Source organism: Paenibacillus sp. J22R160 (assembly GCF_059692135.1).
The window spans coordinates 28415-51255 of record NZ_JCAUAU010000004.1 but is presented as its reverse complement, the minus strand read 5'-3'; the positions used below and the strand labels follow the sequence as shown (position 1 = coordinate 51255).

Here is a 22841-nt window from a genome sequence, read left to right as displayed (position 1 = left end):
GCAGCTTAGGTCAAGGGATTTTTTGATTTATATAGTAATCTAGTAAATATCAATAGGCGCATAATCAACACTTCACTTTACACAAATATCTTTGTATAATACCACACATAGCAGAAATTAACAAACCACGAATCAGAGGGTTTTGGAGAGCCATTTATTTGTGGGGGAAGGAAGTTTAAAGGAACAATGTTAAAACCTTGGTTGCTTGAGATCGAACATCAATTATTGCCACAATTAGAGATATACAGTAAACAACCCTACGATCCGATTATAGTCCATTATATTCCGAAGCCGTGGAAATTGCTTGGTTCAGGCAACTATGCAGCGGTCCTCATGCACCCCAATTATTCGGATTTAGTTGTTAAGGTGTACGCGCCAGACAGGCCGGGAATCGAGGAAGAAACAGAAGTCTATCGCCGATTAGGCAAGCACCCCGCTTATTCCGAATGTGTACACGCAGGAGATAATTACTTAGTTCTGCGCCGGTTAACTGGCGTTACACTTTATAAATGTTTGCAGCGTGGACTTCCGATTCCAAGGCAGGTGATTCAGGATATAGATGAAGCACTGGCTTATGCTGTGGAAAGAGGTCTAAATCCACATGATGTTCATGGGAAAAATGTGATGATGAAGGATGGACGAGGATTAGTTGTAGACGTATCGGATTTCATGAAACAGGAATATTGTCCGATGTGGGACGATTTGAAACACGCTTATGACCGATTTTATTATCCCTGGGTTCGCAAAATGCCGATTCCGAATTTTGCTTTGAATGTTGTGCGGAGAAGCTATCGGAAATGGAAGAAATTCCGCCGAACTCGTGGTACAATCTAAGTGGAAAAGATGAGATTTCTTAAATTTTAAACATAAGGAAGGCGCGTCTATGAGAGTACATGAATTCGAGCTTGGTGCTGATTTGCAGCGAAGTGATCTAACAACGATTTCGGCTAAATCTTCTCATTTTATGTCAGACATCACGATTGATTTTGAGTATGATCATGGCATTCACTGTGTCGATGTGAAAAGTTTACTGGGTATGCTGCTGGTACCAATTAGAGCGGGAACTACGCTGCGCTTGCTGACAAGGGGCAAGGATGAGGAAGAAGCGATGCACTTTATGTTCGATTTATTTGAATCCTACCGGTAAAAAAGAATAGATAATGACAAAGACGTCCGCTTTGACGCTCTCGAAGGTTTCGGTATTCGATGGCGCGCCGATTGGGTGTCTTTTTTTATAAACTGGATGTAAGCGGTTAAGTTAGGACAAGATGTGGCGATATTCCGTCAAGATTGGATAGAGCCTGTACCAAACAAAAGGGATAAAATAGGTCTATATGAACGGAATAGAGGAGCGTGACTACTTAAATGAGTAAGCATCAAATTGTGATCGTTGGTTGCGGAGGCATGGCAAATGTCTGGGTTGACTACGTGTTAAAACGAGAAGATTGCTCGATTGTGGCGCTGGTTGATATCAAAAAGGAATTCGCTCAGGCCATGGCGGACCGTCATTACCTTACATGCGGGATTTACACCGATCTGGAGCAAGCGATTGGGGAGAGCGGTGCGAATCTGGTGCTGGACATCACCATACCGGCCAGCCACTTCCAAGTTGCGACGACGGCGCTTCGCCAAGGCTGCAACGTCTTCGGCGAGAAGCCGATGGCCGCCACCATGGCCGAAGCGCGCGAGCTCGTGAAGCAGGTGGAGCAGGCGGGAGCATCGCTCTCCGTCATGCAAAACCGGCGTTATGACGCGAACATCCGCGCCCTGCGCGAGCTCATTCACGCGGGCAAGATCGGCCGCGTGGGTTATGTGGGGGCCGATTTCTTCCTCGGGCCGCACTTCGGGGGCTTTCGCGATGCGATGGAAAGCCCGCTGATCCTAGACATGGCGATCCACACCTTCGATCAGGCTCGCTTTATTACGCGGGCAGACCCGGTGTCGGTATACTGCCAGGAATTTAACCCACCCGGCTCGTGGTACGCCGGGAATGCTTCTGCGATCTGCATCTATGAGATGTCAGACGGCACGGTGTTTTGTTACCGCGGCTCCTGGTGCGCGGAAGGGGCGCCGACCTCTTGGGAGGCGTCATGGCGCGTGACGGGCGAGATCGGCAGTGCGATCTGGGACGGTGCCAGCGCACCGTACGCCGAGATTGTAGCCGGCGGCGATCAAGCCGGCAAGTTCCTCCGCGAGCATACGCGTATTGACGCGGAAGTGAGCTGGTTGGGCCGCAGCGGGCACGCTGGCTGCCTGGACGAGATGTTCGCGGCGCTGGAGCAGGGGCGCCCTGCGGAGACGGACTGCCGCGACAACATCAAGAGCATGGCTATGGTGCTTGGCGCCATCGACAGCGCGAAGAGCGGCCAGAAGGTCGATCTGAGAAGCTACTGGAGATGAACAAAAGGGTTGAACAGGAAAGTTCCTGTTCAACCCTTTTTATTGTGTTAATGAATATCTTTCTTTTTAAAGCGGCCGCCTTTGACATCGTGAATGTTTCCGATGGCGAGAAAGGCTTTGGGATCCAGTTCGTCGACGATGGATTTTAATTTAGCCTCTTCCAGCCGGGTAATGACACTGAAGATGACTTTCTTGTCATCTCCCGTGAACGCACCCTCGCCTTTTAGATAGGTGACACCTCGGCCGAGACGGGAGGTGATGGAATCACCGATCTTGTTGAATTCATCGCTGATAATCCAAACCGATTTGGATTGATCCAGCCCTTCGATGGTGATGTCAATCATTTTGAAGGCAATGTAATACGCAATCAGTGAGTACATGGCATGATCCCAGCCGAAAACAAAACCTGCGCTGCCGAGAATGAAGAAGTTGAAAAACATCACGATTTCGCCAACGGAGAACGGTGATTTTTTACTAAATAAGATCGCGACAATTTCAGTCCCATCCAGAGAACCGCCGGAGCGGATAACGAGTCCGACACCGATACCCAGTATAATACCGCCGAAAACTGCAGCTAACAGAGGATCAATTGTGAACGCTTGAACGGGATGGAGCATGGTCGTTCCGATGGACATTAAGATAACGGAAAATAGCGTAGATAGGGCAAAGGTTTTACCAATCTGCTTATAGCCTATTAATAAAAATGGCAGATTTAACAACACCAGAAAAATGCCTAACGGGAAGTGGGTTAAATGCGACAAAATGATCGAAATACCAACGATCCCGCCATCAATGATGTTATTCGGGACTAGAAAGATTTCTAAAGCGACGGATACTAAGGCTGATCCAATGATCATAAACATGACTCTGCGTAAAAATTTGAGGCGGGTCAACTTTTGATGTTGGGAGCTTGTTTGTACCGCTCCATTTGTAGGGTTAGACATGATAGGTTCCTCTTTTCCTTCATTCATTTACTGCTTAGCGGTCATGAAATAGGAAGTATGAGGCCCGTGTAACCCGAGGTGAATTTAAGGAATGACAGAAGAATGGTTTTTAATCTAAGCCAAATTTTCTTGACTAGATAAACAATGAATATGACAAAAATGGTAATTTCATATTGTGTATAAATGTCATACGGCCATAGGAGCTTATCGAAGCGTGAATAGATCGTTTTTTTGGTAGGAAAATGCTCCTGAATGGAAAGAACTTGCGTGGTATTAGCGAGAACAAGTATTTCTGTATCGGATGAAAAATGATGGGAAATTGGCGGAGTTAATGGAAAAATAAATAAACCGAGAATGATCCAGACCAATATTTTCCACTGATGCTTTCGTGTAAATCGATGCAAGAGTCATCCCCTCCTTGTGTAGCATACAACCAAATTTGTTAGAATTGTAGCACTTCATCTTATCTGAGTCAAACCGCCAGGCGGTAGATTTATTATTTTCAATTCGTATAGGGAGTGATAAAATGGGGGAAAGACAAAATCCGACAAAGTTAAGCACCGGAGCGGTTGATTTACATTTTTTGTAAGCGTATACAGGTAATTAAAGATTGAGAAGTCATCATTTTTTTTGGAGGAATGGAAGCAGGGTACAACCAATTCATAACCAAAGAGAATCATATCCGCAGCCAGCTAGCATCAGAGTTTCAGCTTCCATGGGGGGAATTTGTTTGATAAAAAGGTTATTGCATAAAAATACTTGGTTGCGGTATGGGATTGCCGCTATCGTGTCCTGTGGCCTATTTCTTGGGTTGTATCACATGATGACTGTCGAAGGGGCCGATAACAATCCGCGGTTTATGATGTTCCGTTTGGAAGATATTGGACCTGGCGGTTACTATAGTTCTCTTGAAGGACTCGGCAAGTTAAGGGCAGTCTTGAGCTATTTGGACGAGAAACAAGTGCAGTTCGGCATGGCTGTCGTTCCGCGTTGGATAAATATGACAGAAGATGGCGCGCGATATGATAAATCCATCGACCAGCTAGATGATACTTATATCCAAGCGTTTAATAAGGTTATTAAAGAGGCTGCAGAGCATCGAGGGACCGTCGGCATGCACGGTTATACGCATCAAGCCGGAGAAGTGCACCGCGATGATGGCCAGCATGCTTCCGGAGTGGGCAATGAGTTCAATGTCAGCGATTTGCCGGAAACGACGACAACAGCATTCGCGGAGAGTCGGGTCAAAGAAGGATGGGGACGATTCCGCAAAGCTGGCATCACGCCTGAGTTCTGGGAAGCGCCGCATTACCATACAGCCCCCGAGCAGGATAAGGTGTTCCGAGCGTATTTCGGACTTCTGTATCAACCCGATGTCACGATCGATCCCAACCCGCCAGTCGCGAGGTATGAAAATATGGTTAATAAAGGATTTGGAAATGCATCGCTTGGCAGCGTATATGTACCGACGACACTTTCCTACATTCCAATAGGTAAAGATGAGAAGTTTATACTGAACCAATTAGGGGTAGCAGAACGCATTTATTCATTTTTTTATCATCCCTTTTTGGAATTCAGCTATTTGGAGCCTGAGCTTGATGAGTTAGGCATGCCCGTCGTCCGCGACGGAATTCCAGCATACCAGTATATCGGCGAGAATAAAAGTGTCCTTCAAAAGTTAATCTCACAAATTCAGGCAAAAGGATATCCCTTCTATTCGATTCATGATTATGTCCCTTTTACTCCGGCGGAACGAGTGAAGGTTGGCAACACGAAAACAGCGATGGTTGAGATTGGGAACGTTAGCGACAGCAGTCAGATGGACATTGTGACATGGGATAAGAAATCAGCTGCGATGTCAGTTATCAAAGGGGAATACAAAGAGCTGCGCAATGATCGCCAGCCAGCTGCGCAATCTTGGGCGTCGATTCCGTATACCGATGGTTCAGCATTTACTTTGAACAGCAGGATCGATGCGAAAAAGAAAGGACTTTGGATCGTGCGTCCAAATGGCAAGCTTGAAGCCTACGCATCAACCGGAGATTCCTTCAAGCGAAGCCAGGTATGGCCGATTCCAGCTAATCGCTGGTACGATTTATATGAACTGAGACAGCCTAATGGGGACTGCATACTTGCTGGTCAATCGCAGGATCGAAGTAAACTTCTTGGCTTATATGTGCACGGAAATGAAGTCAAAATCATTAAACCTTATGCGTTCAGATCGAGCGCATCTCGTGATTTAATCGTTCGGAATTTACTTGGCCAGGATCAGCAAAAGCTGATGTTATTTAAAGAGAATACTTCGCAAGGCGTGGAATTTGAGCTGGATCAGACAAATATGCAGTGGAAACTGGATAAAGTAGAGCTCGACATCCCTGACGAGTTAGGCAGCATTCGATTCGGTGATTTTAATGGCGATGGGAGAGAAGATATTCTCCGTTGGGACTCCGGAAATTTAACCAATCGTGTGTATCAACAACAGGAGGATCATACGTACAAGCTGCTCTCTATCTTTGGACCTTGGGGAAAAACGAACGGACGGCTATCTGTCTCTGACTTCGATGGAAACGGGAAGGCTGATATCGCGATGTACGGGAATGAAGATGGTTTCTTGGATGTAGCTTTATCGTTTCAGAGTGATCATGTAAAATAATATAGGTTCATTCGGAAAGAAAAACTTGGAGGCTCACCATGCGAACACCTATTTTATATGGATCGGTACACATCTTATTTTATCGAAATGATGAGGTCTTATTATTAAAACGGCAAAATACGGGGTTTCAAGACGGCAATTGGAGCGTAGTTGCGGGTAGAATGGATGGCAACGAAGAGGTCGTTGCTGCGGCGATTAGAGAAGCAAAGGAAGAAGCCGGTGTGGACATCGAGCCCCAGCAGCTTGAAATCATTGGCATGATGCATCGTAAAAACATGAATTCCGAATGGGTGGATTTCTTCTTGAAAGCTCATGATTGGAAAGGCGAGATCACGAATATGGAACCGGAGAAATGCGAGCAGTTGACATGGTTTCCAGTGAGCGAGCTTCCGAGCCAGATGGTCAGTTATATCCGGGTCGCGATAGAGCACAAACAAGAAGGTCTTTGGTTTGAAAGTATAGGTTGGAAATAAAGAGAGCTGGCGCTGCCAGCTCTTTTTATACATCTATATGTTTTTGGGGTAAGCGAAGCTTGCCCGTTATCTTGCTAGTTGGCGGAACAACTGGAATTTCTACCGTAAAAAATGAAGCTTAAAGAGGCTACGGTGAAATAACTGGAGATTGTACAGTTAATTCAGTCGCTGTGCTTCATTTCAGGCGAAACTTGAGGAATTAGCAGAATAATTTCCATCTACTCGCATGAGAACAGAAAAAAAGAATAAATTAGCAGCACTAATTCCCGCTAAAATTTGAGTGAATGGTGAATGGTGAATGGTGAATGGTGAATGGTGAATGGTGTTTGGTGTTTGGTGATTAAGTGATTGGTGATTGATGGTTGAGTGATTGAGTGAATGAGTGAATGGTGAATGGTGAATGGTGAATGGTGTTTGGTGATTAAGTGATTGGTGATTGATGGTTGAGGTAAGGGGACGAAGGGACGGCAGGGCAGTAAGGTCGAGGGCGTAAGTTGCATTTTATACAACATAATGGCGTGATCTGAGTGCGAATGCGGTCTTCGTTGCACAACATACAACCATTTGTTGCGAAAAGGTGAGATATAAGCATTTTAGTGCTTGATCGTTGTATAAAGTGCAATATAGGGGTTGCCGAGGTCAAATTGCAGCCAAATGATTGTACAAAATACAACATAGGTCGCTTTTGCAGCCCATTTCTTACCTCCACAGCCCCAGACCAAGTGCTGTCAGATGTAACAAGACAGCTGACAGCAAAGCCTGGACATCTCGATAACAAAAAAGCTTAGCCGGATCCCCAACAAGGATCTAACTAAGCTTTTTTGCTGTGGCATGCTCTCAGACCCGGAAGAACATCATATCTTTCTCCAACACAAAAATTTTCATAGGTGTTTCTTGTTGTCATTCATGTGAAAAAAGGCTCATGAATGCCGTTCTTTCGGACCAGAAGGAAAACAATTGCATACAGTGTAAATGATGACCTTTTCTAATGGAGGTGTTCATATGCGCAATGTGGTGGGCATTCTTTTGGATCGAACAACGTATTTGGGTATTCAGAGCAAACAAACCGGGTATGAACAAATTGAACTGTATAATCAAGCGGCCGAGAAACTTGGTATAACGCTTTTTTATATTTGCCTACAGAAAACAAACGGGAAGTCAATCCTTGGTTTATGTTATGAGAACAAAAGCTACCGTCTTCTTCGTCTTCCGATCCCCAAAGTCATCCATAACCGAGCCTTATCGCTTTCGCCATATATGCTTAAGAAATTGAAGCATCTTGCTGCTTCAAGTCGGGTCTTCAATCGCCAAAATCGGTATGATAAGCTGCGTATTCACAAGCTGTTACATACGAAGGAGTCGCTACGGACGCACCTCCCTGCGACTTTAGCGTATTCTCGAAGGCATGTACTGAAAGCTATGGAGCGATTTTCAGATTTTTTCGTCAAACCGACAAACAGTTCCTTAGGGAAAGGGATTATGAAGCTTTCGAAGCAAGAGAATGACACTTGGGAATTGTTTTGGAGCAATAATGAGCCCAGGGAATTGAGCCAGGAACAGGCACTGGCCTTTATCCAGGCGAAGGTTGGAAAGCAATCCTATCTCATTCAACAAGCCATTTCTTTAGCAACACATCAAGGCAGGCCTTATGATTTACGAGTTTCTGTTCAACGCGGAGCCAAAGGCAAGTGGCAGGTCAGCGGAATTGCCGGAAAAGTTGCCGCTTATGGCAGACAGGTTACTAATCTCGGCAAAGGCGGTGAAGCTTGGCGATGTGAAGCCTTATTTCAAGGCAGCGGGTTTCAGCCTGCGCGGATGAAAAAAGCGGTTGAGCTTGTGTCGCTAAGAATAGCTGAAATATTGGGCAGCCGATTACCGGATATGGCCGATTTAGGATTGGATATGGGTGTCGACAAGACAGGACACATCTGGTTTATCGAGGTAAACGGGAGAGACCAAAGGTATGAGTTTAAGCAATTAGAAATGGATGATACGTTCTATCAGACATATGAAACGCCGCTTCTGTATGCCAAGTACCTATTAAATAAACGGGGATAAAAACACATTTAGAAATGAAGCATTCATCTAGTACACTAGCAGTGTAAAGCGAATAAACTACTAATATAGCGCTGTAAAGGTGGAGTTTGATAGTGAAAAATAAAGTGTTAGTCATTAAAATGAATTTATTGCCCTGGTACAATGAGCTGAATGATGATTTAGAAATCAACCATCCGGCATTCCCTGGGCTTGTGCGGCAGAAAATTTTATCGTTCGGTGAGTTTTCAATTGTAGCGATTAATCGAGCTGAAACAAGATTAAGACAAGTACGCCAACAGTCAGGTGAAAAAAACCTCCAAAATCCGTGAAAAGACGATTTGGAGGTTTTCTTCTTTTTATAGGTTAAATCTTTCAATTTGTTCCCATTGCTGTTCAAGCTCCAAAATTTTCTTTTGGATGGGACCAAATAGGTCGTAATGCGGATAAGAGGGGCTATGGTGAATGTATCGCGGATTGAGACCATGAGATACGCACCAATTGGTTAATCGCTCCAAATTCGAGCAGCCGACCTTTGTCACGGTACGTACGCCGGCAAATCGATCATCAAGCCAATAGTGGGTTAAAAAGGCGATTTCACCGCGGCTGACAGCCTCTTTCCATCGATAAAGTTCATCTTTTTTTATGCCAAATGCCATGTTGGACCCCGTCCTATTGTTTATTTTCAATGTAAAGGCTTAGAATATATAAAAGTGTGTTATAATTATACAATACATCAATGGTTCATGGAAAAGGGGCACAAAAATTGAATGTTCATCTGAATTTTACGAACAAAGGTAAGCTGGTAATCGAGAATTTTAACAACGAGGAATTAATCGAAATTTTTAGTCGATATATGAATACATTGACGAAGAAATATGCCGTAGATGTTAACGTTCCTGAAGAGGCCAATCAGAACATTGTCCAGGACGGTTCATTCAAGGTTGTTCTTAGCAATGTACAGTGTGATGTTGACACCTTTTTTAAAGAGCTTGGTCGAGATATCAAAGTTCCTTTGAAGAAGAGATCGGAAGGCAAATTAGAGAACGTGTTTAAAATTCAAGTGATGGAGTAATTGACGGATGCTTAGTTTAGAAGAAAAGTTAGCGATTGTGGAATCATTTCCCGAGTTACATCGTAAGGATGTTTCTTTGGGACGCATTAATTTTCATTATGAAGAAAGCAGCTACGATAAGAAGATTGTTGTATACCACTTGCACCCGAACGGCAACGGATTTGTTTATGCGGAATACGTGAAGGGGTATGCAACCGATAGCAAAGGGTTAGTCAATATTCGTGATTTCAGCGCGGAAGAGCTTCGTGATATTATTCAGAAGTCCATCCTGTCATTAACGAATACTGCGATTGGGGCACAACCGAAGACGGACTCGTCACAGGAAGAGCTGTGGACAGATGAAGAGGGTCATACCCTTGCCGTTACTTTTGTTGAAGATCTATGGTATATCTATGCCGGCAGTAATCTGGACTGCGCCTTTGAAACCTACGATGAAGTTGAGGAATATATGGCGGAAGAAGGATTCATCAAGCAATAAGATAAGTACATAAACGAGACAGGCCATCCCGAACGATAGGGAAGGTCTTTTCTATTTGGAGATCTCATCTAGGTTCATTGCTAATAGAATGTGCTATAATTAATGGAAAATCGAGTTAGCAATAATTGCAGATAGTGGGGGTAAAATCATTGGAATTTCGGCCATGCATCGATCTACATAGCGGAAAAGTGAAACAAATTGTAGGTGAAACGTTAGGCACAGAGGGAAAAGCTATTATTGAAAACTTTGTATCTTCATATGATTCCAAGTATTATGCCGCAATGTTCAAACAAGATCAATTAGTAGGCGGACATGTCATTATGCTGGGAGATGGGAACCAGGATGAAGCAGTTAGCGCGCTTCAGGAATACCCGGGCGGTTTGCAAATCGGTGGCGGCATTCACGCTGAGAATGCCAAGTATTATTTGGACCGCGGCGCATCCCATGTCATCGTGACTTCCTACATTTTCCGTGACGGACAGCTCAATCAGGAAAATTTGGATAAAATAGTAGCTGAGGTTGGGAAGAAACGATTAGTCATCGATCTAAGCTGCAAAGAGAAGGACGGCAAGTGGTACGTTGCGACCAACCAATGGAAACAAGTAAGCGATTTTGAGCTGAATGAAGATAATATTCGGTTTCTCGAGCAATACTGTGATGAGTTTCTTATTCATGCTGTCGATGTAGAAGGCAAGCAAAGCGGTATTCAGCAAAGTCTAGTGCGCACGCTCGCGGATTGGGTTACGATCCCCACAACGTATGCCGGCGGAGCGAGATCCTTCGAGGATATCGAACTGTTTAAACAATTATCGGCCGGGAAACTGGATATAACGATTGGCAGTGCGCTTGATATATTCGGTGGAAACCTATCGTATGATCAAGTTGTCGCTTATATGAAAGAGCAATGAAGTTGAGATGAAAAAGTAGCGAACTCTCAGTAAGAGAGCGTCAGCTACTTTTTTACATAGGAAAGGATGCATAAGATGGCTCTTTGGCAAAAGTTGTACTATTCGGCAATGGTTCTGACGCTGCTCTTAGTTGTAACAGGTGAGTTAATCTGGGTCCCGGATCCACTGCGGCTTGGCTCCACAATCTACTGGATTGATGTCATTGATGAACTCATCTATGTCCTGATCCTCATTCCATTGATTTGGATAGTTGGATCTATCATCCACCTAAAGTCGCAGAGACAGGTATGGATGTGGGTGAGAGCTGCGTCGATCATTGTGGCAGGTGTGGCTTGCGTCATCATCTTGATGACGGTACCGAAGAAACTGGAGTATTCGGCTGGGGCATTTATTTTGACCTGGCTGCTGGTTTTTGTGGATCTATTCGTCCATGAACGAAAAAGGCGGAAGCTGCCCTTAAAAAGTATAAGTCTTTTTGCTGTAACGGTGTGTTTGATGTTAGTGATGTTTTGGCCGACCAAGTATTTGGTCACCTATCCGGGCTTGACTCTGAATATGAACCGATATGCACACACGAGCGAAGGCCATGCACATGGAGACATCTCAGGAGTACTGGTGTTTGAGCGTCCGGCATTTCCCATCGACTGGGTTTATGCGAAGCTCTTTGCGAAGTACTCGTTTGAAGTTGAAAATTTAGGAATGACACTAGGTGAATATAATCAAGAAGTAAGGCTTATGAAGGAGGATGCGAACGCCGCTGGTAGTGCTGTTGCCTTTCAAAAGGTGGGCAAAGGAAAGGGAATCTCACCCAGCGGTGTTCGGATCACAGCCATCCTCAAGGACAGTCCAGCCAACGGGCAGATTCAGTTAGGGGATGTGATCCAACAAGTGAATGGGCAAGCCGTTGCCACGGTCCAAGAACTCACTGAGCGTATGAAAACGGTCAGGCCCAGTGATCAAGTGTCGATTACGGTGCTGCGCGGCGGCAAGCAAGTCAGCTTGCAGGCTAAGACACGTCCGAATCCTGACGATCCGAGCCGCGCTGCCTTCGGCATCCAAGTATCGAACGAAGTGCGCTATGATCTTCCAATCCTTGTGAATTATCATGATTATTTGTTGCATGAGGGCGGACCTTCCCATGGTGCAATGCTGGCGCTAACCTTGATTGATCAACTCACCCCTTGCGGAGTAACCTATGGCAATCATGTCGCAGGTACGGGAACCATGGAACCAGATGGTTCAATCGGCCCTGTAGGTGGTTTAGAACAGAAGGCATACACGATTAGCAGGACGAATGCCGATGTTTTCTTTGTTCCGGCTGAGAATGAGTCGGAAGCGAAGAAAGGGGCACCAAATCTGCAAATCGTGCCCGTACGCACGTTAGATGATATGTTGAAATGGTTAAAAGATCACCCGAAACAAGCAGCTAGCCAGCTTTCTTGTTCTTAGTCTCTCGCTGCCTCATACAGCTTTCGAGCGATGCGTTTGGGTTCAAATTGAATCGTTGTCATATGATCGCCAGGCGCTTGGATGAGCCTGAACAAACCCAAACGGCTTGACATATGCGGATGCCATCCATAATCGGGCTGACCAATCGGCAGCACCGTATCGTCCGTTAAGTAAACATAGCTTCTAGGTATGGTTAGGCTGTAAAATTTCTTCAGATCCAGCTTTTCATAGGAAGGTCCTGCAGGTTCAGGCGAAGTTTTATTATAGAGGGACTGGACTTGCGGAAGACTTCCCAAATTCGAAAATTGTTCTCTATAGACGGGAAACGGGAGCATGATCGTATCATCCTTCGAGCTTTTCCTAAGCTGCTCAAACATTGCTTGCGCAGGTGGCGGAAATTCTTCAACCAGCCTTTCGCCATCTTTTAGTACAAAAGCGTTAATAAATACAAGCCTTCTTAAGCGATCTGGGACTAGTTCTGCTACTTTCTGTACCAAGGTGCCGCCGAAGCTATGGCCAACCAAAATGATGTTGGTAAGATTATGTGTTTTTATATAATCCGCAATGGATTTTGACAGCATTGCATGAGTGACAGCCTTGTTAGGGTCAGCGCCATGTCCTGGGTATTCGGGGACGTAGACGGTATGGCCCTTTTTGCGAAGCTCAGCAGCAACACCCGCCCAGAAGCTAGCATCAGCCCAAGCGCCATGAATAAGGACGAAGGTGAAGGGCTGTTCCCTCTCGCGATAATCGGGTTCAGCATCTTGTTCCCACGGAGACGGCGTCATGAACGGCCAGTTGTTCAATGGAAACGGAATCTGCCCTGGATAAGGGATAGGCCAATACTGAGGCGCATAGGGAGGAGTTTCGTAATTGTGCATCATGTTAGACTTCCTTTCAAATAGGATGTAATACTATATGCCCACAATGGACTTTTGCCCATGAAATCTAGGCAGGATGTCCGGAAAGGGGATTTATGGTAAGATGGGAATGGTTTTTCACCAACAATGACGCAAAGTAGGTTCTATATATGGCAATGAACGATCAGAAGATGTATCGGTTCAGTGAATCTCCCATCTGGGAGCTGCAGCGAGCCTATTACGAAGAGCAAGGTATAAGCGCATGGCAAAATAACGAAGTTCCTGAGTACATAACAAGTAATCCGATGATCGCTGCCTCCTATGCGGAGATGATATTTGGTTTTCTTCAAGATCGAGCACAATTAGGCTGCCAATCTGAGCCTGTTACGATCGTTGAACTTGGCGCGGGATCTGGACGATTAGCCTTTTATGTACTGAAAGAATTATGTGCTATGAGGGAATATGCGGCGGGAATTTCACTACCCGCTTTTCGCTATGTGATGACTGATTTGGCGCTCAAAAACTTGGCCTACTGGCAGCAGCACCCAAGCTTGCAACCTTTTGTGGAGCAGGGGATCCTGGATTTTGCCCAGTTCGACGCAGTGAAAGATACTGAGCTTCACTTGACGGAGAGAGGCATCCGTATCCGTCATGGAGACTTGCGCCAGCCGCTTCTCGTTATCGCGAATTATTTCTTCGATAGCATCCCGCAAGAGCTGATCTATGTGGATAATCACCGCGTCTATGATTGCATGGTGTCGCTGCGTTTCTCTGATGAAGTTGCTGATCGCAGCGCCTCTGAAATGCTCGAAGGCGTTGCTGTCGAGTATGAATATCGGCTTTCTGAGGAATTTGAGCAAAAGTCGTATGCGTACAGCAACGTTATTGCGCAATACACGGAAAAATTGGAAGACTCTCATGTTCTATTTCCGGTCATTGGCTTGCAATGTCTTGAACGGCTGAATCTGCTCTCGCGGGAAGGATTTGTTCTGCTTACTGCTGACAAAGGAGACCATCGCTTGGAAAGCTGGGAGTACAATGAGCCGCCGCAGCTGATTCATCACGGCAGCTTTTCGTTAACAGCGAACTATCATGCTCTGAACGATGTTTGGGAGCAAAGAGGGGCTCTGTGTCTATTTACACAGCATCCTTATCATCACCTCAACATTGGCTGTATGTTAATGCTGACTAATCCGGCCGGATATGGAAACACTCGTTTAGCGTATCGACGATTTATCGAGCGTTACGGCCCGGATGATTTTATCACAATCAAAGAATGGCTTGATGGGTATTTAGAGCAGCTGGAAGTACCTCAATTCCTTTCCTTCTGGCGATTATCCGGGTATGATGCTCAGTTCTTCCTGCAATTTGCAAGCCGGCTTATGGAGCTGTTGCCGATGTGTGAGGAAGGCGTTGACTCCGATATACGTCAAGGGATTTATCAGATGTGGGAAAGGTACTACCCGATGAAGGAGCAGCATGAAACCGCTTTGGAGTGCGCAGAGCTTTTGTATCAGATGGAGATGTATCAGGATGCCAGTGTCTTTTTCGAAAAAACGGAAAAAGCGTATCATCAGAACCCTGACGTACTCTATGATATGGCGATCTGCTATTATGAGGTCGGGGACGTTGAAGCTGCTAGGCGGTACGCAGAGCTAACACTGAAGTTTGCCCCTGAGCACGAAGGCGCTCTAGCACTATTGGAGCTTGAAGAGTAGCTGTATATCAGCTGTGCAAGCATAGTTATTCAGATGCATTGCGAGGGAGTCCTTGAAACATACAAGCAATTCGAAATCGTAAGGCAAGATAAGAGATCTCTTATTCTTCGGGCCAAGAAAAGCATAGATGAAATCAAACTCGTTGAGTTTTGAATTATTTGGACAGCGGGAATGACCTGCTTCTCAAGAAATTAAACCAACCGACACCGCAAATCACACACATCGCAATGATGCCCACCAAATCGAACCATTCCTCTTGAAGCAGCAGCAGGATACCTGGTTCTTTTTTTATTTGCAGAACAGCGAGCTGCGCTAACAAACCGGCTATGACGATTTCCAACCAAGGTATTTTGAAGAAAAACTCTTCCATTTTGGAGGAAAAAAAGAATAGAAGAAATAAGGCCGGAAGCACGCCGGTTGCGATAAAAGCTACATTATCCGAGAGTCTGGCTGATAGCAGAATACTGTCAATACCCATTACTAAATCTAAGGAAGCTATGCTGCTGAAAATCCATAATAACGAGAAATGCTTTCTCATTTGATTCTTTGGCAGTACCATCCGAATAGCAAAAAATAACATGATAGCGGCTGTAGCCAGATTGATGTAAGGAACTCGATACCAGGACTGGACACAAGCGATGTAGATGATGCGCAGCACGCATAAGAGACCAAGAAGGTACAATCTGAATTTACTTCTCAGGCTATATCTGTTAAGTGCATTTTGAATCATAATGGCGTTGTCGACGTTGGTAAATAAATTGTACATGAAAATAATAAACCAATTCTGCATCTATGGGCTTCCTTTCCAGGACATCGGCCTGTCCTTAGAAACTAAGATCAGTATATGATTGAGATTCCAAAATAAACCAAATACTACAGATAGAAAAGAGAATGTGCATGGAAATGAAAGATCTTGTACGGATAACAGATGAACTTACGGAGTATGGAATTCCTTATGCACTAGGTGGGAGCGGTTTACTGCACGCTTTAGGGCTTGTGGAACAAGTTAATGATTGGGATCTTCTTGTAGAATGTCCGAAAGAGAAGCTTCTTAAGGTCATTCAAGGGTATTCTTGGCAAGAACAGAGAAGTGGAGATGGTCCCTTCGCGAGTGAATATCGGATACAAGTTGAATCATTATCCATTGATTTTATTGGATACTTCGCGTTATGGAGCACGAAAGGGATCGTGAAGTTGCCTCTTGAAAAAGGGGATGGGAAAGGGGACACCTGGCAGGGTATCCGATTGAGCGCAGCTGAAACTTGGTATGTGGCTTATAAAATGATGGGCCGGGAGCCCAAGGCAGCGCTATTGTACAATTATTTGAATCATACAGAGAAGAACGAAGATTTAATTATGAAGCTTGTAAGAAACGAGATGTTGGATGAATCGATTATAGATGACTTGCTCCAGCTGCTCGCATGAACTAAGAATTATGAGCTTGCATGGCATATTTTGCAACATTTTTTGAGTGAATAACGTTAAAAAGGTAACTACAAATCGAGTCATCTCAATAGCAAAGGAGAGAATGAAGATGAAAAAATTAGCCGCTGTCACATTAACGTCCTTGTTGATTAGCTCATTGACCTTTAGTTCGGCATTTGCATTTTCTGACCTGGAAGAGGGTCAATCAGAAGCTGTTTTGGCGCTGAAAAACCGTGGGGTTGTAAGCGGTATCGACAGCGAGCACTATGTGCCGAAAGGTAAAATCAGTTATGCGCAAAGCGTGCAAATGATTGTAAAAGGCTTGAATTTGAATATAGATACGATACGTTTCATCAAGCAGCCATTGGCATCGGACACGTACTCTAATGTTCCAAATGATGCGTGGTATGCAGACGCTTTTATTATTGCTCATTATAACGGACTGGAAATTCCTAAGGATGTAAATCCGAATGCGACTATTTCACGTGAGCAATTCGGGGATTTATTAGTACGTGCGATTGAAACGAAAGGCAATTTCCCGCTTGTTAAAATGTTTATTGTGATCAAGGATGAGGATCAAATTAACATTAATTACCAAGGCACTTTGCAAAGATTGCTGTTGTATAAAATCACACAGCTCGATAATGACGGCAAATTCAACCCGAAAGCTGAACTTACTCGTGGCGAAGCAGCCAACTGGGTCTACCAGGCGATTCGCTTTGTAGAAGCTCATGAACAGAACCAGGCTCCGGTTGAAGAGGTCTCGGTGAAGGTTGAGAAAGTGAATGACGAAGTCAACAAAGTGACACTGTCCAAAGAACTGCCGAATCCCGGATATGGCATTGCCATTCAGGCTATTGAGTTCCAAGAGGGCGGGCAAGCTGTGATTCGCTATACGATTCAGAAGCCAAAGCCGGATATGATGTATCCGCAAGTGATTACAGAAGCTAAGGCAGAAACATTTATTTCTTCCAAATATAAAGCGATCGCTAAACCTGCGGTCGCACAATGATCAGTGGTATGCTGCTGCCTCGAATGAGGTAGCGGCTTTTTTGTGCGTCTGCATCCTGTCATTTGGATAGGTCCGAATCTAAGTCTCTCTCATAGAATATAGCATCCTATTTTAATAGGAGGTGAGAGAGATGAAAGTAAACTACTATACGTTAACACTGGGCTTGATTGGTGCTGCCAAATTGATTTTGGATGCGTACGGTATGGACCTTATTAAAGATGAAGATATGAACGCGATTGCCAATGGTGTTGCTGCGTTGCTATCTGTCGTTGGTATTTATACAAACCATCAGAAATCCTAATCTTTTTTGTGAAGGATGGAAAGGGGCAAGGCAAGCTTCGAGTGATGACTCGGAGCTTCTTTGTTTTTGGTATAAGTTTATTCAGGAAAGTATCGAAAAACCGGGCATACTAAGGGAAAATGTCTAGCAGGAGGGATTTCGCTTGCAAAGGAAACGCGTTGTTGTGATAGCTTTCATGTTAACACTGACTACTGGCTGCTTCTATACAACAAACCCTCCTGCTCCCAAGGAATCAAGATCTGAAACAAAGCAAGAAATTAAACAAGATCAAGTGGATGTTAAACGAGATGCTAAACAAGATCAACCACCCGTAGTGACGATTCCGCCTATTGTTTCGGAGCCTAGGGTAAGTAAAGTCACACTGGCAGCCATCGGTGATGTGCTTATCCATAGCGAAATCTATCAAGATGCCAAGCAAAAGGACGGCACGTATAACTTTTCCAAAATGTTTGAGAGTGTGCAGGGCTATCTGCGTGAGCCAGATATCTTGGTTGCGAATCAGGAGACGATGATTGGAGGGAAAGAGCTGCGACTTTCCGGCTATCCGTCGTTCAATAGTCCGCAGGAAGTCGGGGATGCCCTCAAGGTGGCTGGGGTAGACCTAGTTACAGTGGCTAATAATCATTCGTTGGACCGCGGAGAGAAAGTTATTCAAAGCGCTTTGTCGTACTGGGATCGACTTGGCATTCCTTATACGGGATCATTTAAGTCAAAGGAAGATCAAAAGAATATTCGTACGCTGGCCAAAAATAATATCACTTTTTCGTTTCTAAGCTATGCTTATGGCACGAATGGCATACCCCATCCCAAGGGGAAAGCGTATTTAGTTAATCGAATTGATACCGCTCAGATTGCACAAGAGGTCGAGCAGGCCAAGCGCTTATCTGACGTTGTCGTAGTTGCGATGCATTGGGGGACAGAGTATGAAACTTTACCCAGTGAGAGTCAGATGCTACTAGCCCAAAAGCTGGCGGACTATGGTGTACATATCGTCATCGGGAATCACCCGCATGTTTTGCAGCCACCTGCTTGGGTAACGGGTAGTAATGGTCACAAAACGCTAGTGTTATACTCATTAGGTAACTTCATATCCGCCCAAGGCGGAGTTGCCAAGCGAGTAGGCGGTATGGCGACGATTGATGTTGTCAAAACGATGGGGAAAGAGAAGAACATTACGCTCCAACATCCGTCATTTCTTCCGACTTTTACCTCATACCGAAACATGACGCAGTTCAAGGTGCTTCCGGTGGATCAAGTTAACCCTGTACAGCTCAGTAATGGTACAATTCAGTTTGATCAGATCAAAAAACATATGAGAACATACATGCATGAACTGAACTTTATTGGTGCTGATAAGTTTCAATAAAATACCCCTCGATTATACTTTCGAGGGGTGTTCGTTCTTGCTCTTGCGCGGCATTACGAAAGACATTCGTCATCCTCGCTGCTTGCTGACGATTGCGTCGTGCGCGCTTCGGCTAGTTGTGCATGCGCCGCGTCTAGTTGCTCCTGCGCAGCTTGAATCACCTGCCGACGATTATTGTCAGCTGTCTGGGCCTCGTTCAGATTGTGTAGGGCATCTGCCACAGCATTGTGAGCTTGGGTTTCTGCGTTTTGTTGTTGATCGGACATGGAGATTCCTCCTAATTATTGGGATTTTTCTTCGTTAATATGCCCAAGAAGGCAGGAATCATTCACGCGGCGCTAGAAAATGTCATGTGGAAGGAGGCTGACGAGTTGAAAATAAAAGGCGTGAACCATTTTCTTTTTTCGGTTACTGATCTAGATAAATCGATAACCTTTTATCAGGAAGTGTTCGGGGCCAAGCTGTTGGTCAAAGGGAGAAGCTTAGCTTATTTTGACTTATGCGGCATGTGGCTTGCTTTGAATGTGGAAAAGGAAGTCCCCCGGAATGAGATTCAATATTCCTATACCCATATTGCGTTTACAGTAGAAGAGGCAGATTTCGAGTCGATGGTGGAAAAGCTGGAGCATTTAGGAGTAACTATACTTCCTGGGCGTGCGAGAGATGAACAGGATAAGCGTTCTGTCTACTTTACCGATCCGGATGGGCATAAATTTGAATTTCATACCGGCAACTTGGAAGACCGGTTAGCTTATTACAGGAAAGAGAAGCCGCATATGGCGTTTTATGAGGATGATAAGGCGTAGGGAATGGATTACTTGTGAATAACGCCGATTACTGCTGCTATTTCCTGAGGCAAATCCATTTTTAACCAATTAGTTGGATTTACTACTGCTAATTTCGCCAAATCGAGGCTATTTCTTTCAGCTACCAGTGAATTAGCTGCAGATTGTACCGCTAATCCGTTCCCTGCCACGGAGCAGCGCAGATTAGCGGTAGATTTTCTATCTATTTCAGCGGAGGCGCCAATAAGGATCAAAAAGGATTGCCTCCTTAGAGCTCGGCAACATTGAGGACCAACCATCGACTTCAAAGAGGCTGCCCACAAGGTTAATCAACCTTGTGGACAGCCTCTTTGAAGTCTAACGCTATCCTTAATCTTGCGATTCGTTATTGGAAGAAGAGGATGAATTTGATTGGAATACTTCTGCCGCTTCCTCTGCAGAGAATTCTGTATCCTCTTGACCAGGAACCGGTAATTTATTTAATTCGGTAGTCTGAACTTCGGCTTTGGATGCTTGATTAGCTTGATCTTGATTCGACATAGTGACACCTCCTTTGCTCAATAAACAACAAATGATAGTGTGTCACAGTTAGGAACCTTTTATACAGATTGCGTGGACATATAAGAATAAATTAAATCTTGAATGTTTACGAACCGGCGCTCTTTGGAGAGCATGTGGTGCACAAGCCGCTTCAGAGGGGTTCGTTCCTCGTAATAGGGTGGGGCATATTTTCGAATGTGAATATACGGAAATTCAAGAAATGGGTGATAAAAGAATGAAGCCAAATCATTCTCATCGTATTCATTCACTTGGTCCATAATCCTTGTGACGTCTTGCTCTACGGCATCACCGCTGACATACCCAAGAGGAGTAGGGACGTAATAGGTTCTTCCAACAATTGAAGCAGCAATTTCATAGGTCACCTGACGATTGGTTGGGTCATGGGGATTGTTTTCGTAAATTAACCACGAGCATGATTCCAAAATCGTACGCTGCACCTCCGATGCCGCATAGTGTGGAGTTTCAAACCAATCGGGCCGCAGGCCGGCGGCTTGAAAAGCGGATAAGGCCATATGAAATCTGCCATAAGCATAGGACCTCTGAATATGCAGGCTGTCGGAAAGGGAGGACCTCGGGTCATCCGGCGGGCAATCCTTGAGGCAGTTGCGATACGCGAATTCATACCCTTCACCACTGATGGATGGCCCATATTGATGGGTATACCCGTGAATACCTAGTGAAGCCCCGCGAGTTCTTAAAGCTTGCAAGGTTTCAACGAATCTTACCGAAATAGGATCAAACGGATTGCTGATGGTGCAGTCATATTGCAGCTTCGGATTGATGTAGCGTGGAATGACGGCCACATGAAAAGGGATTTTTTGCATATATAAATAATCCGCAACGGCACGTAACTTCATTTGGTTTTCCGCCCTTTCGTAATACCCGCCAGGTCCGATATCTTCAAGCCGCAGTAATGCTTTCAAGGTGAATCCCTCCGCAACGATTAAGTTGGATACTTTCAATAACCATTGTATGTGTAAGACTTCAGTTTCATTTCGATGAATATAGGGGTGGAATTTATGTAGATTATTGTCGAATTATGACGGGAAAGATTAAGCTTTTGATATAAGGAAAGAATATTTATGTAAGCGCCTCCGTATTATTGTTAAAATGCTGTAAAAGCCATATATTTCATGGGGTTAATCGCTTTCCCTCATTTTACGAATTATTAATAAAAAACAGGTTGTAATTTGATTCTTATCCTCTATAATAAGGAATATGAAGGGCGTTAAACCGGTTTAATTAAACCGCTTTAATGATTGGAAAGTGAATGACATGATAATTGCATAGAGGGGGTGGATGGATGGCTACCATTGATGATGTTGCCAAGCTTGCAGGTGTTTCCAAAGGAACAGTTTCGAGCGTTTTCAGCAAAAAGAGACCGATTTCTCAACCGGTAACGGATCGAGTACTTTCGGTAGCCAAAGAATTGGGATATTTCCCGAATCATATTGCCAGAAGCTTGGCAATTAAGAAGACAATGATTGTTGGGCTCAAGATGCCGATTTCCAAAGAGGGCTCAACGACGCAATTTGAAATTCAAATGCTGAATGGAGTCATTAAGGAATGTACGAAGCACGGGTATCGCATTTTGCTGGATACACTTCCAGAGCACGAGGATCTTACACAATTTTCAAGCGATCCTGTCGATGGTGTTATCATGTTGAATCCGCGTAAGCACGATCAACGCATTGAGCGATTTGAGCAGATGAGAATTCCCTTGGTGCTGGTAGGCAGACCTGATCCCTTGGATAGTTCAATCAGCTATGTAGATAATGACAATGAGCAGCTTGCTTACGAAATTGGCAATTACTTATTGACGCAAGGCCATCGCTCTATTTTATTCCTAAATTCTTCAGCAAATATGACGGTTTCAGACGATCGTGTGAATGGGCTCAAGAAGGCTTATGAAGAGCGGGGAGTTCCTTTTGATAGCGTCTGTGTGATGAACTTTGTCCGAATGCAGCATGCAACACCGATGGATTACGGCTACCAATCGATGATGCAAACGCATCAGAAAATTCCTTTCACAGTTGTTGTTTCTGACACAGACAGAGTTGCACTTGGGATTTTGCGGGCAACCCGTGAGCTCGGAATAGCTGTTCCAAGAGATCTTTCGATTGTGGCATTAAGCAACGATGTGAGGTTGGCCGAAGAGATGACGCCGAAATTGACTTCTGTTGAGCTTTCAGCGGAGACACTTGGAGCGGAAGCGGGACGCATTTTAATTCAAAAAATGAAAGATCCATCCATAGTGGAACAGCTTATCGTTGACGCACAGCTCATTGTACGCGAATCTACCCGAAGATTATAAGGATTAGACTCATTGAATAAAGGTTCAACGTCTGTCGTGAAAGCGCTTTATTAATGTTTTGTAAAGGTTAGTCCCATAACAACGC

The 22841-nt window shown here is 44.6% G+C and carries 27 protein-coding genes; 18 read left to right on the top strand and 9 right to left on the bottom strand.

The features are described 5' to 3' along the window. Window positions 1–186 precede the first annotated feature (186 nt). From AC58UW_RS10865 to AC58UW_RS10855, 3 genes are all read left to right on the top strand, one after another. Window positions 187–834 carry a serine/threonine protein kinase gene (locus tag AC58UW_RS10865; RefSeq protein WP_497420689.1) on the top strand — a complete coding sequence of 216 codons (648 nt, stop codon included), beginning with the start codon at window positions 187–189 and terminating at the stop codon, window positions 832–834. A gap of 49 nt (window positions 835–883) precedes the next feature. Beyond that, window positions 884–1147 (top strand): HPr family phosphocarrier protein, encoded by a 264-nt coding sequence (locus tag AC58UW_RS10860; RefSeq protein ID WP_497420688.1) that lies wholly within the window; start codon window positions 884–886, stop codon window positions 1145–1147. Between the two features lie 218 nt (window positions 1148–1365). Continuing rightward, window positions 1366–2400, top strand: a complete 1035-nt coding sequence (locus tag AC58UW_RS10855) for a Gfo/Idh/MocA family protein (RefSeq protein WP_497420687.1) — start codon at window positions 1366–1368, stop codon at window positions 2398–2400. A gap of 47 nt (window positions 2401–2447) precedes the next feature. Here the strand turns inward: AC58UW_RS10855 and AC58UW_RS10850 are convergent, their stop codons facing one another. Next, on the bottom strand, window positions 2448–3344 hold the full coding sequence (locus AC58UW_RS10850; protein WP_497420686.1) for a YitT family protein: 897 nt from the start codon (window positions 3342–3344) through the stop codon (window positions 2448–2450). A 41-nt stretch (window positions 3345–3385) separates the two neighbouring features. Further along, window positions 3386–3748 (bottom strand): hypothetical protein, encoded by a 363-nt coding sequence (locus AC58UW_RS10845; RefSeq protein ID WP_497420685.1) that lies wholly within the window; start codon window positions 3746–3748, stop codon window positions 3386–3388. 326 nt (window positions 3749–4074) lie between these two features. On the opposite strand from AC58UW_RS10845, the gene AC58UW_RS10840 reads away from it, so the two are divergent. The 4 genes from AC58UW_RS10840 to AC58UW_RS10825 all read left to right on the top strand — a co-directional run bounded on the left by AC58UW_RS10840 (window position 4075) and on the right by AC58UW_RS10825 (window position 8836). Beyond that, on the top strand, window positions 4075–5997 hold the full coding sequence (locus AC58UW_RS10840; protein WP_497420684.1) for a DUF2334 domain-containing protein: 1923 nt from the start codon (window positions 4075–4077) through the stop codon (window positions 5995–5997). A 38-nt stretch (window positions 5998–6035) separates the two neighbouring features. Further along, window positions 6036–6470: an NUDIX hydrolase gene (locus AC58UW_RS10835; RefSeq protein WP_497420683.1), complete on the top strand. Its 435-nt coding sequence runs from the start codon at window positions 6036–6038 to the stop codon at window positions 6468–6470. A gap of 1002 nt (window positions 6471–7472) precedes the next feature. Continuing rightward, complete coding sequence (locus AC58UW_RS10830) at window positions 7473–8528, top strand: YheC/YheD family endospore coat-associated protein (RefSeq protein ID WP_497420682.1); 1056 nt, start codon at window positions 7473–7475, stop codon at window positions 8526–8528. Between the two features lie 92 nt (window positions 8529–8620). Next, a complete protein-coding gene (locus AC58UW_RS10825; RefSeq protein WP_497420681.1) occupies window positions 8621–8836 on the top strand; it encodes a hypothetical protein in 216 nt (71 codons plus the stop codon). 27 nt (window positions 8837–8863) lie between these two features. Here the strand turns inward: AC58UW_RS10825 and AC58UW_RS10820 are convergent, their stop codons facing one another. Then, window positions 8864–9163: a hypothetical protein gene (locus AC58UW_RS10820; RefSeq protein WP_497420680.1), complete on the bottom strand. Its 300-nt coding sequence runs from the start codon at window positions 9161–9163 to the stop codon at window positions 8864–8866. A gap of 107 nt (window positions 9164–9270) precedes the next feature. On the opposite strand from AC58UW_RS10820, the gene AC58UW_RS10815 reads away from it, so the two are divergent. The 4 genes from AC58UW_RS10815 (at window position 9271) to AC58UW_RS10800 (ending at window position 12414) form a co-directional block, all read left to right on the top strand. After that, complete coding sequence (locus AC58UW_RS10815) at window positions 9271–9579, top strand: hypothetical protein (protein WP_477504607.1); 309 nt, start codon at window positions 9271–9273, stop codon at window positions 9577–9579. A 7-nt stretch (window positions 9580–9586) separates the two neighbouring features. Next, window positions 9587–10057 carry a hypothetical protein gene (locus AC58UW_RS10810; protein WP_497420679.1) on the top strand — a complete coding sequence of 157 codons (471 nt, stop codon included), beginning with the start codon at window positions 9587–9589 and terminating at the stop codon, window positions 10055–10057. 149 nt (window positions 10058–10206) lie between these two features. Continuing rightward, on the top strand, window positions 10207–10965 hold the full coding sequence (gene hisA / locus AC58UW_RS10805) for a phosphoribosylformimino-5-aminoimidazole carboxamide ribotide isomerase (RefSeq protein WP_497420678.1): 759 nt from the start codon (window positions 10207–10209) through the stop codon (window positions 10963–10965). Window positions 10966–11040: 75 nt separating this feature from the next. Continuing rightward, on the top strand, window positions 11041–12414 hold the full coding sequence (locus tag AC58UW_RS10800; protein WP_497420677.1) for a PDZ domain-containing protein: 1374 nt from the start codon (window positions 11041–11043) through the stop codon (window positions 12412–12414). On the opposite strand, the gene AC58UW_RS10795 is transcribed toward AC58UW_RS10800, so the two are convergent. Continuing rightward, the gene (locus AC58UW_RS10795) at window positions 12411–13298 is read right to left on the bottom strand and encodes an alpha/beta fold hydrolase (RefSeq protein ID WP_497420676.1); all 888 of its coding nucleotides are present in this window, start codon (window positions 13296–13298) and stop codon (window positions 12411–12413) included. The genes AC58UW_RS10800 and AC58UW_RS10795 overlap by 4 nt on opposite strands. A gap of 146 nt (window positions 13299–13444) precedes the next feature. Here AC58UW_RS10795 and AC58UW_RS10790 point away from each other — a divergent pair, with 146 nt between their 5' ends. Further along, entirely contained in the window at window positions 13445–14992 is a 1548-nt protein-coding gene (locus tag AC58UW_RS10790) for a tetratricopeptide repeat protein (protein ID WP_497420675.1), read from the top strand. A gap of 154 nt (window positions 14993–15146) precedes the next feature. On the opposite strand, the gene AC58UW_RS10785 is transcribed toward AC58UW_RS10790, so the two are convergent. After that, the gene (locus AC58UW_RS10785) at window positions 15147–15782 is read right to left on the bottom strand and encodes a TerC family protein (protein ID WP_497420674.1); all 636 of its coding nucleotides are present in this window, start codon (window positions 15780–15782) and stop codon (window positions 15147–15149) included. A 107-nt stretch (window positions 15783–15889) separates the two neighbouring features. Here AC58UW_RS10785 and AC58UW_RS10780 point away from each other — a divergent pair, with 107 nt between their 5' ends. The 4 genes from AC58UW_RS10780 to AC58UW_RS10765 all read left to right on the top strand — a co-directional run bounded on the left by AC58UW_RS10780 (window position 15890) and on the right by AC58UW_RS10765 (window position 19096). Continuing rightward, window positions 15890–16417 (top strand): hypothetical protein, encoded by a 528-nt coding sequence (locus AC58UW_RS10780; protein WP_497420673.1) that lies wholly within the window; start codon window positions 15890–15892, stop codon window positions 16415–16417. A gap of 109 nt (window positions 16418–16526) precedes the next feature. Next, on the top strand, window positions 16527–17429 hold the full coding sequence (locus tag AC58UW_RS10775) for a protease complex subunit PrcB family protein (protein WP_497420672.1): 903 nt from the start codon (window positions 16527–16529) through the stop codon (window positions 17427–17429). A gap of 130 nt (window positions 17430–17559) precedes the next feature. Further along, window positions 17560–17730 carry a hypothetical protein gene (locus tag AC58UW_RS10770; RefSeq protein ID WP_497366960.1) on the top strand — a complete coding sequence of 57 codons (171 nt, stop codon included), beginning with the start codon at window positions 17560–17562 and terminating at the stop codon, window positions 17728–17730. 142 nt (window positions 17731–17872) lie between these two features. Continuing rightward, on the top strand, window positions 17873–19096 hold the full coding sequence (locus AC58UW_RS10765) for a CapA family protein (protein ID WP_497420671.1): 1224 nt from the start codon (window positions 17873–17875) through the stop codon (window positions 19094–19096). Window positions 19097–19149: 53 nt separating this feature from the next. On the opposite strand, the gene AC58UW_RS10760 is transcribed toward AC58UW_RS10765, so the two are convergent. Continuing rightward, entirely contained in the window at window positions 19150–19362 is a 213-nt protein-coding gene (locus AC58UW_RS10760) for a hypothetical protein (RefSeq protein ID WP_497420670.1), read from the bottom strand. 84 nt (window positions 19363–19446) lie between these two features. Here AC58UW_RS10760 and fosB point away from each other — a divergent pair, with 84 nt between their 5' ends. Further along, on the top strand, window positions 19447–19902 hold the full coding sequence (gene fosB / locus AC58UW_RS10755) for a metallothiol transferase FosB (protein ID WP_497421182.1): 456 nt from the start codon (window positions 19447–19449) through the stop codon (window positions 19900–19902). 8 nt (window positions 19903–19910) lie between these two features. Here the strand turns inward: fosB and AC58UW_RS10750 are convergent, their stop codons facing one another. From AC58UW_RS10750 to AC58UW_RS10740, 3 genes are all read right to left on the bottom strand, one after another. Beyond that, window positions 19911–20135: a hypothetical protein gene (locus tag AC58UW_RS10750; protein WP_497420669.1), complete on the bottom strand. Its 225-nt coding sequence runs from the start codon at window positions 20133–20135 to the stop codon at window positions 19911–19913. 115 nt (window positions 20136–20250) lie between these two features. After that, window positions 20251–20421 carry a hypothetical protein gene (locus AC58UW_RS10745; RefSeq protein WP_497420668.1) on the bottom strand — a complete coding sequence of 57 codons (171 nt, stop codon included), beginning with the start codon at window positions 20419–20421 and terminating at the stop codon, window positions 20251–20253. Window positions 20422–20480: 59 nt separating this feature from the next. Continuing rightward, entirely contained in the window at window positions 20481–21365 is an 885-nt protein-coding gene (locus AC58UW_RS10740) for a DUF2334 domain-containing protein (protein WP_497420667.1), read from the bottom strand. A 380-nt stretch (window positions 21366–21745) separates the two neighbouring features. On the opposite strand from AC58UW_RS10740, the gene AC58UW_RS10735 reads away from it, so the two are divergent. Continuing rightward, window positions 21746–22756, top strand: a complete 1011-nt coding sequence (locus tag AC58UW_RS10735; protein WP_497420666.1) for a LacI family DNA-binding transcriptional regulator — start codon at window positions 21746–21748, stop codon at window positions 22754–22756. Window positions 22757–22841: the final 85 nt, after the last annotated feature.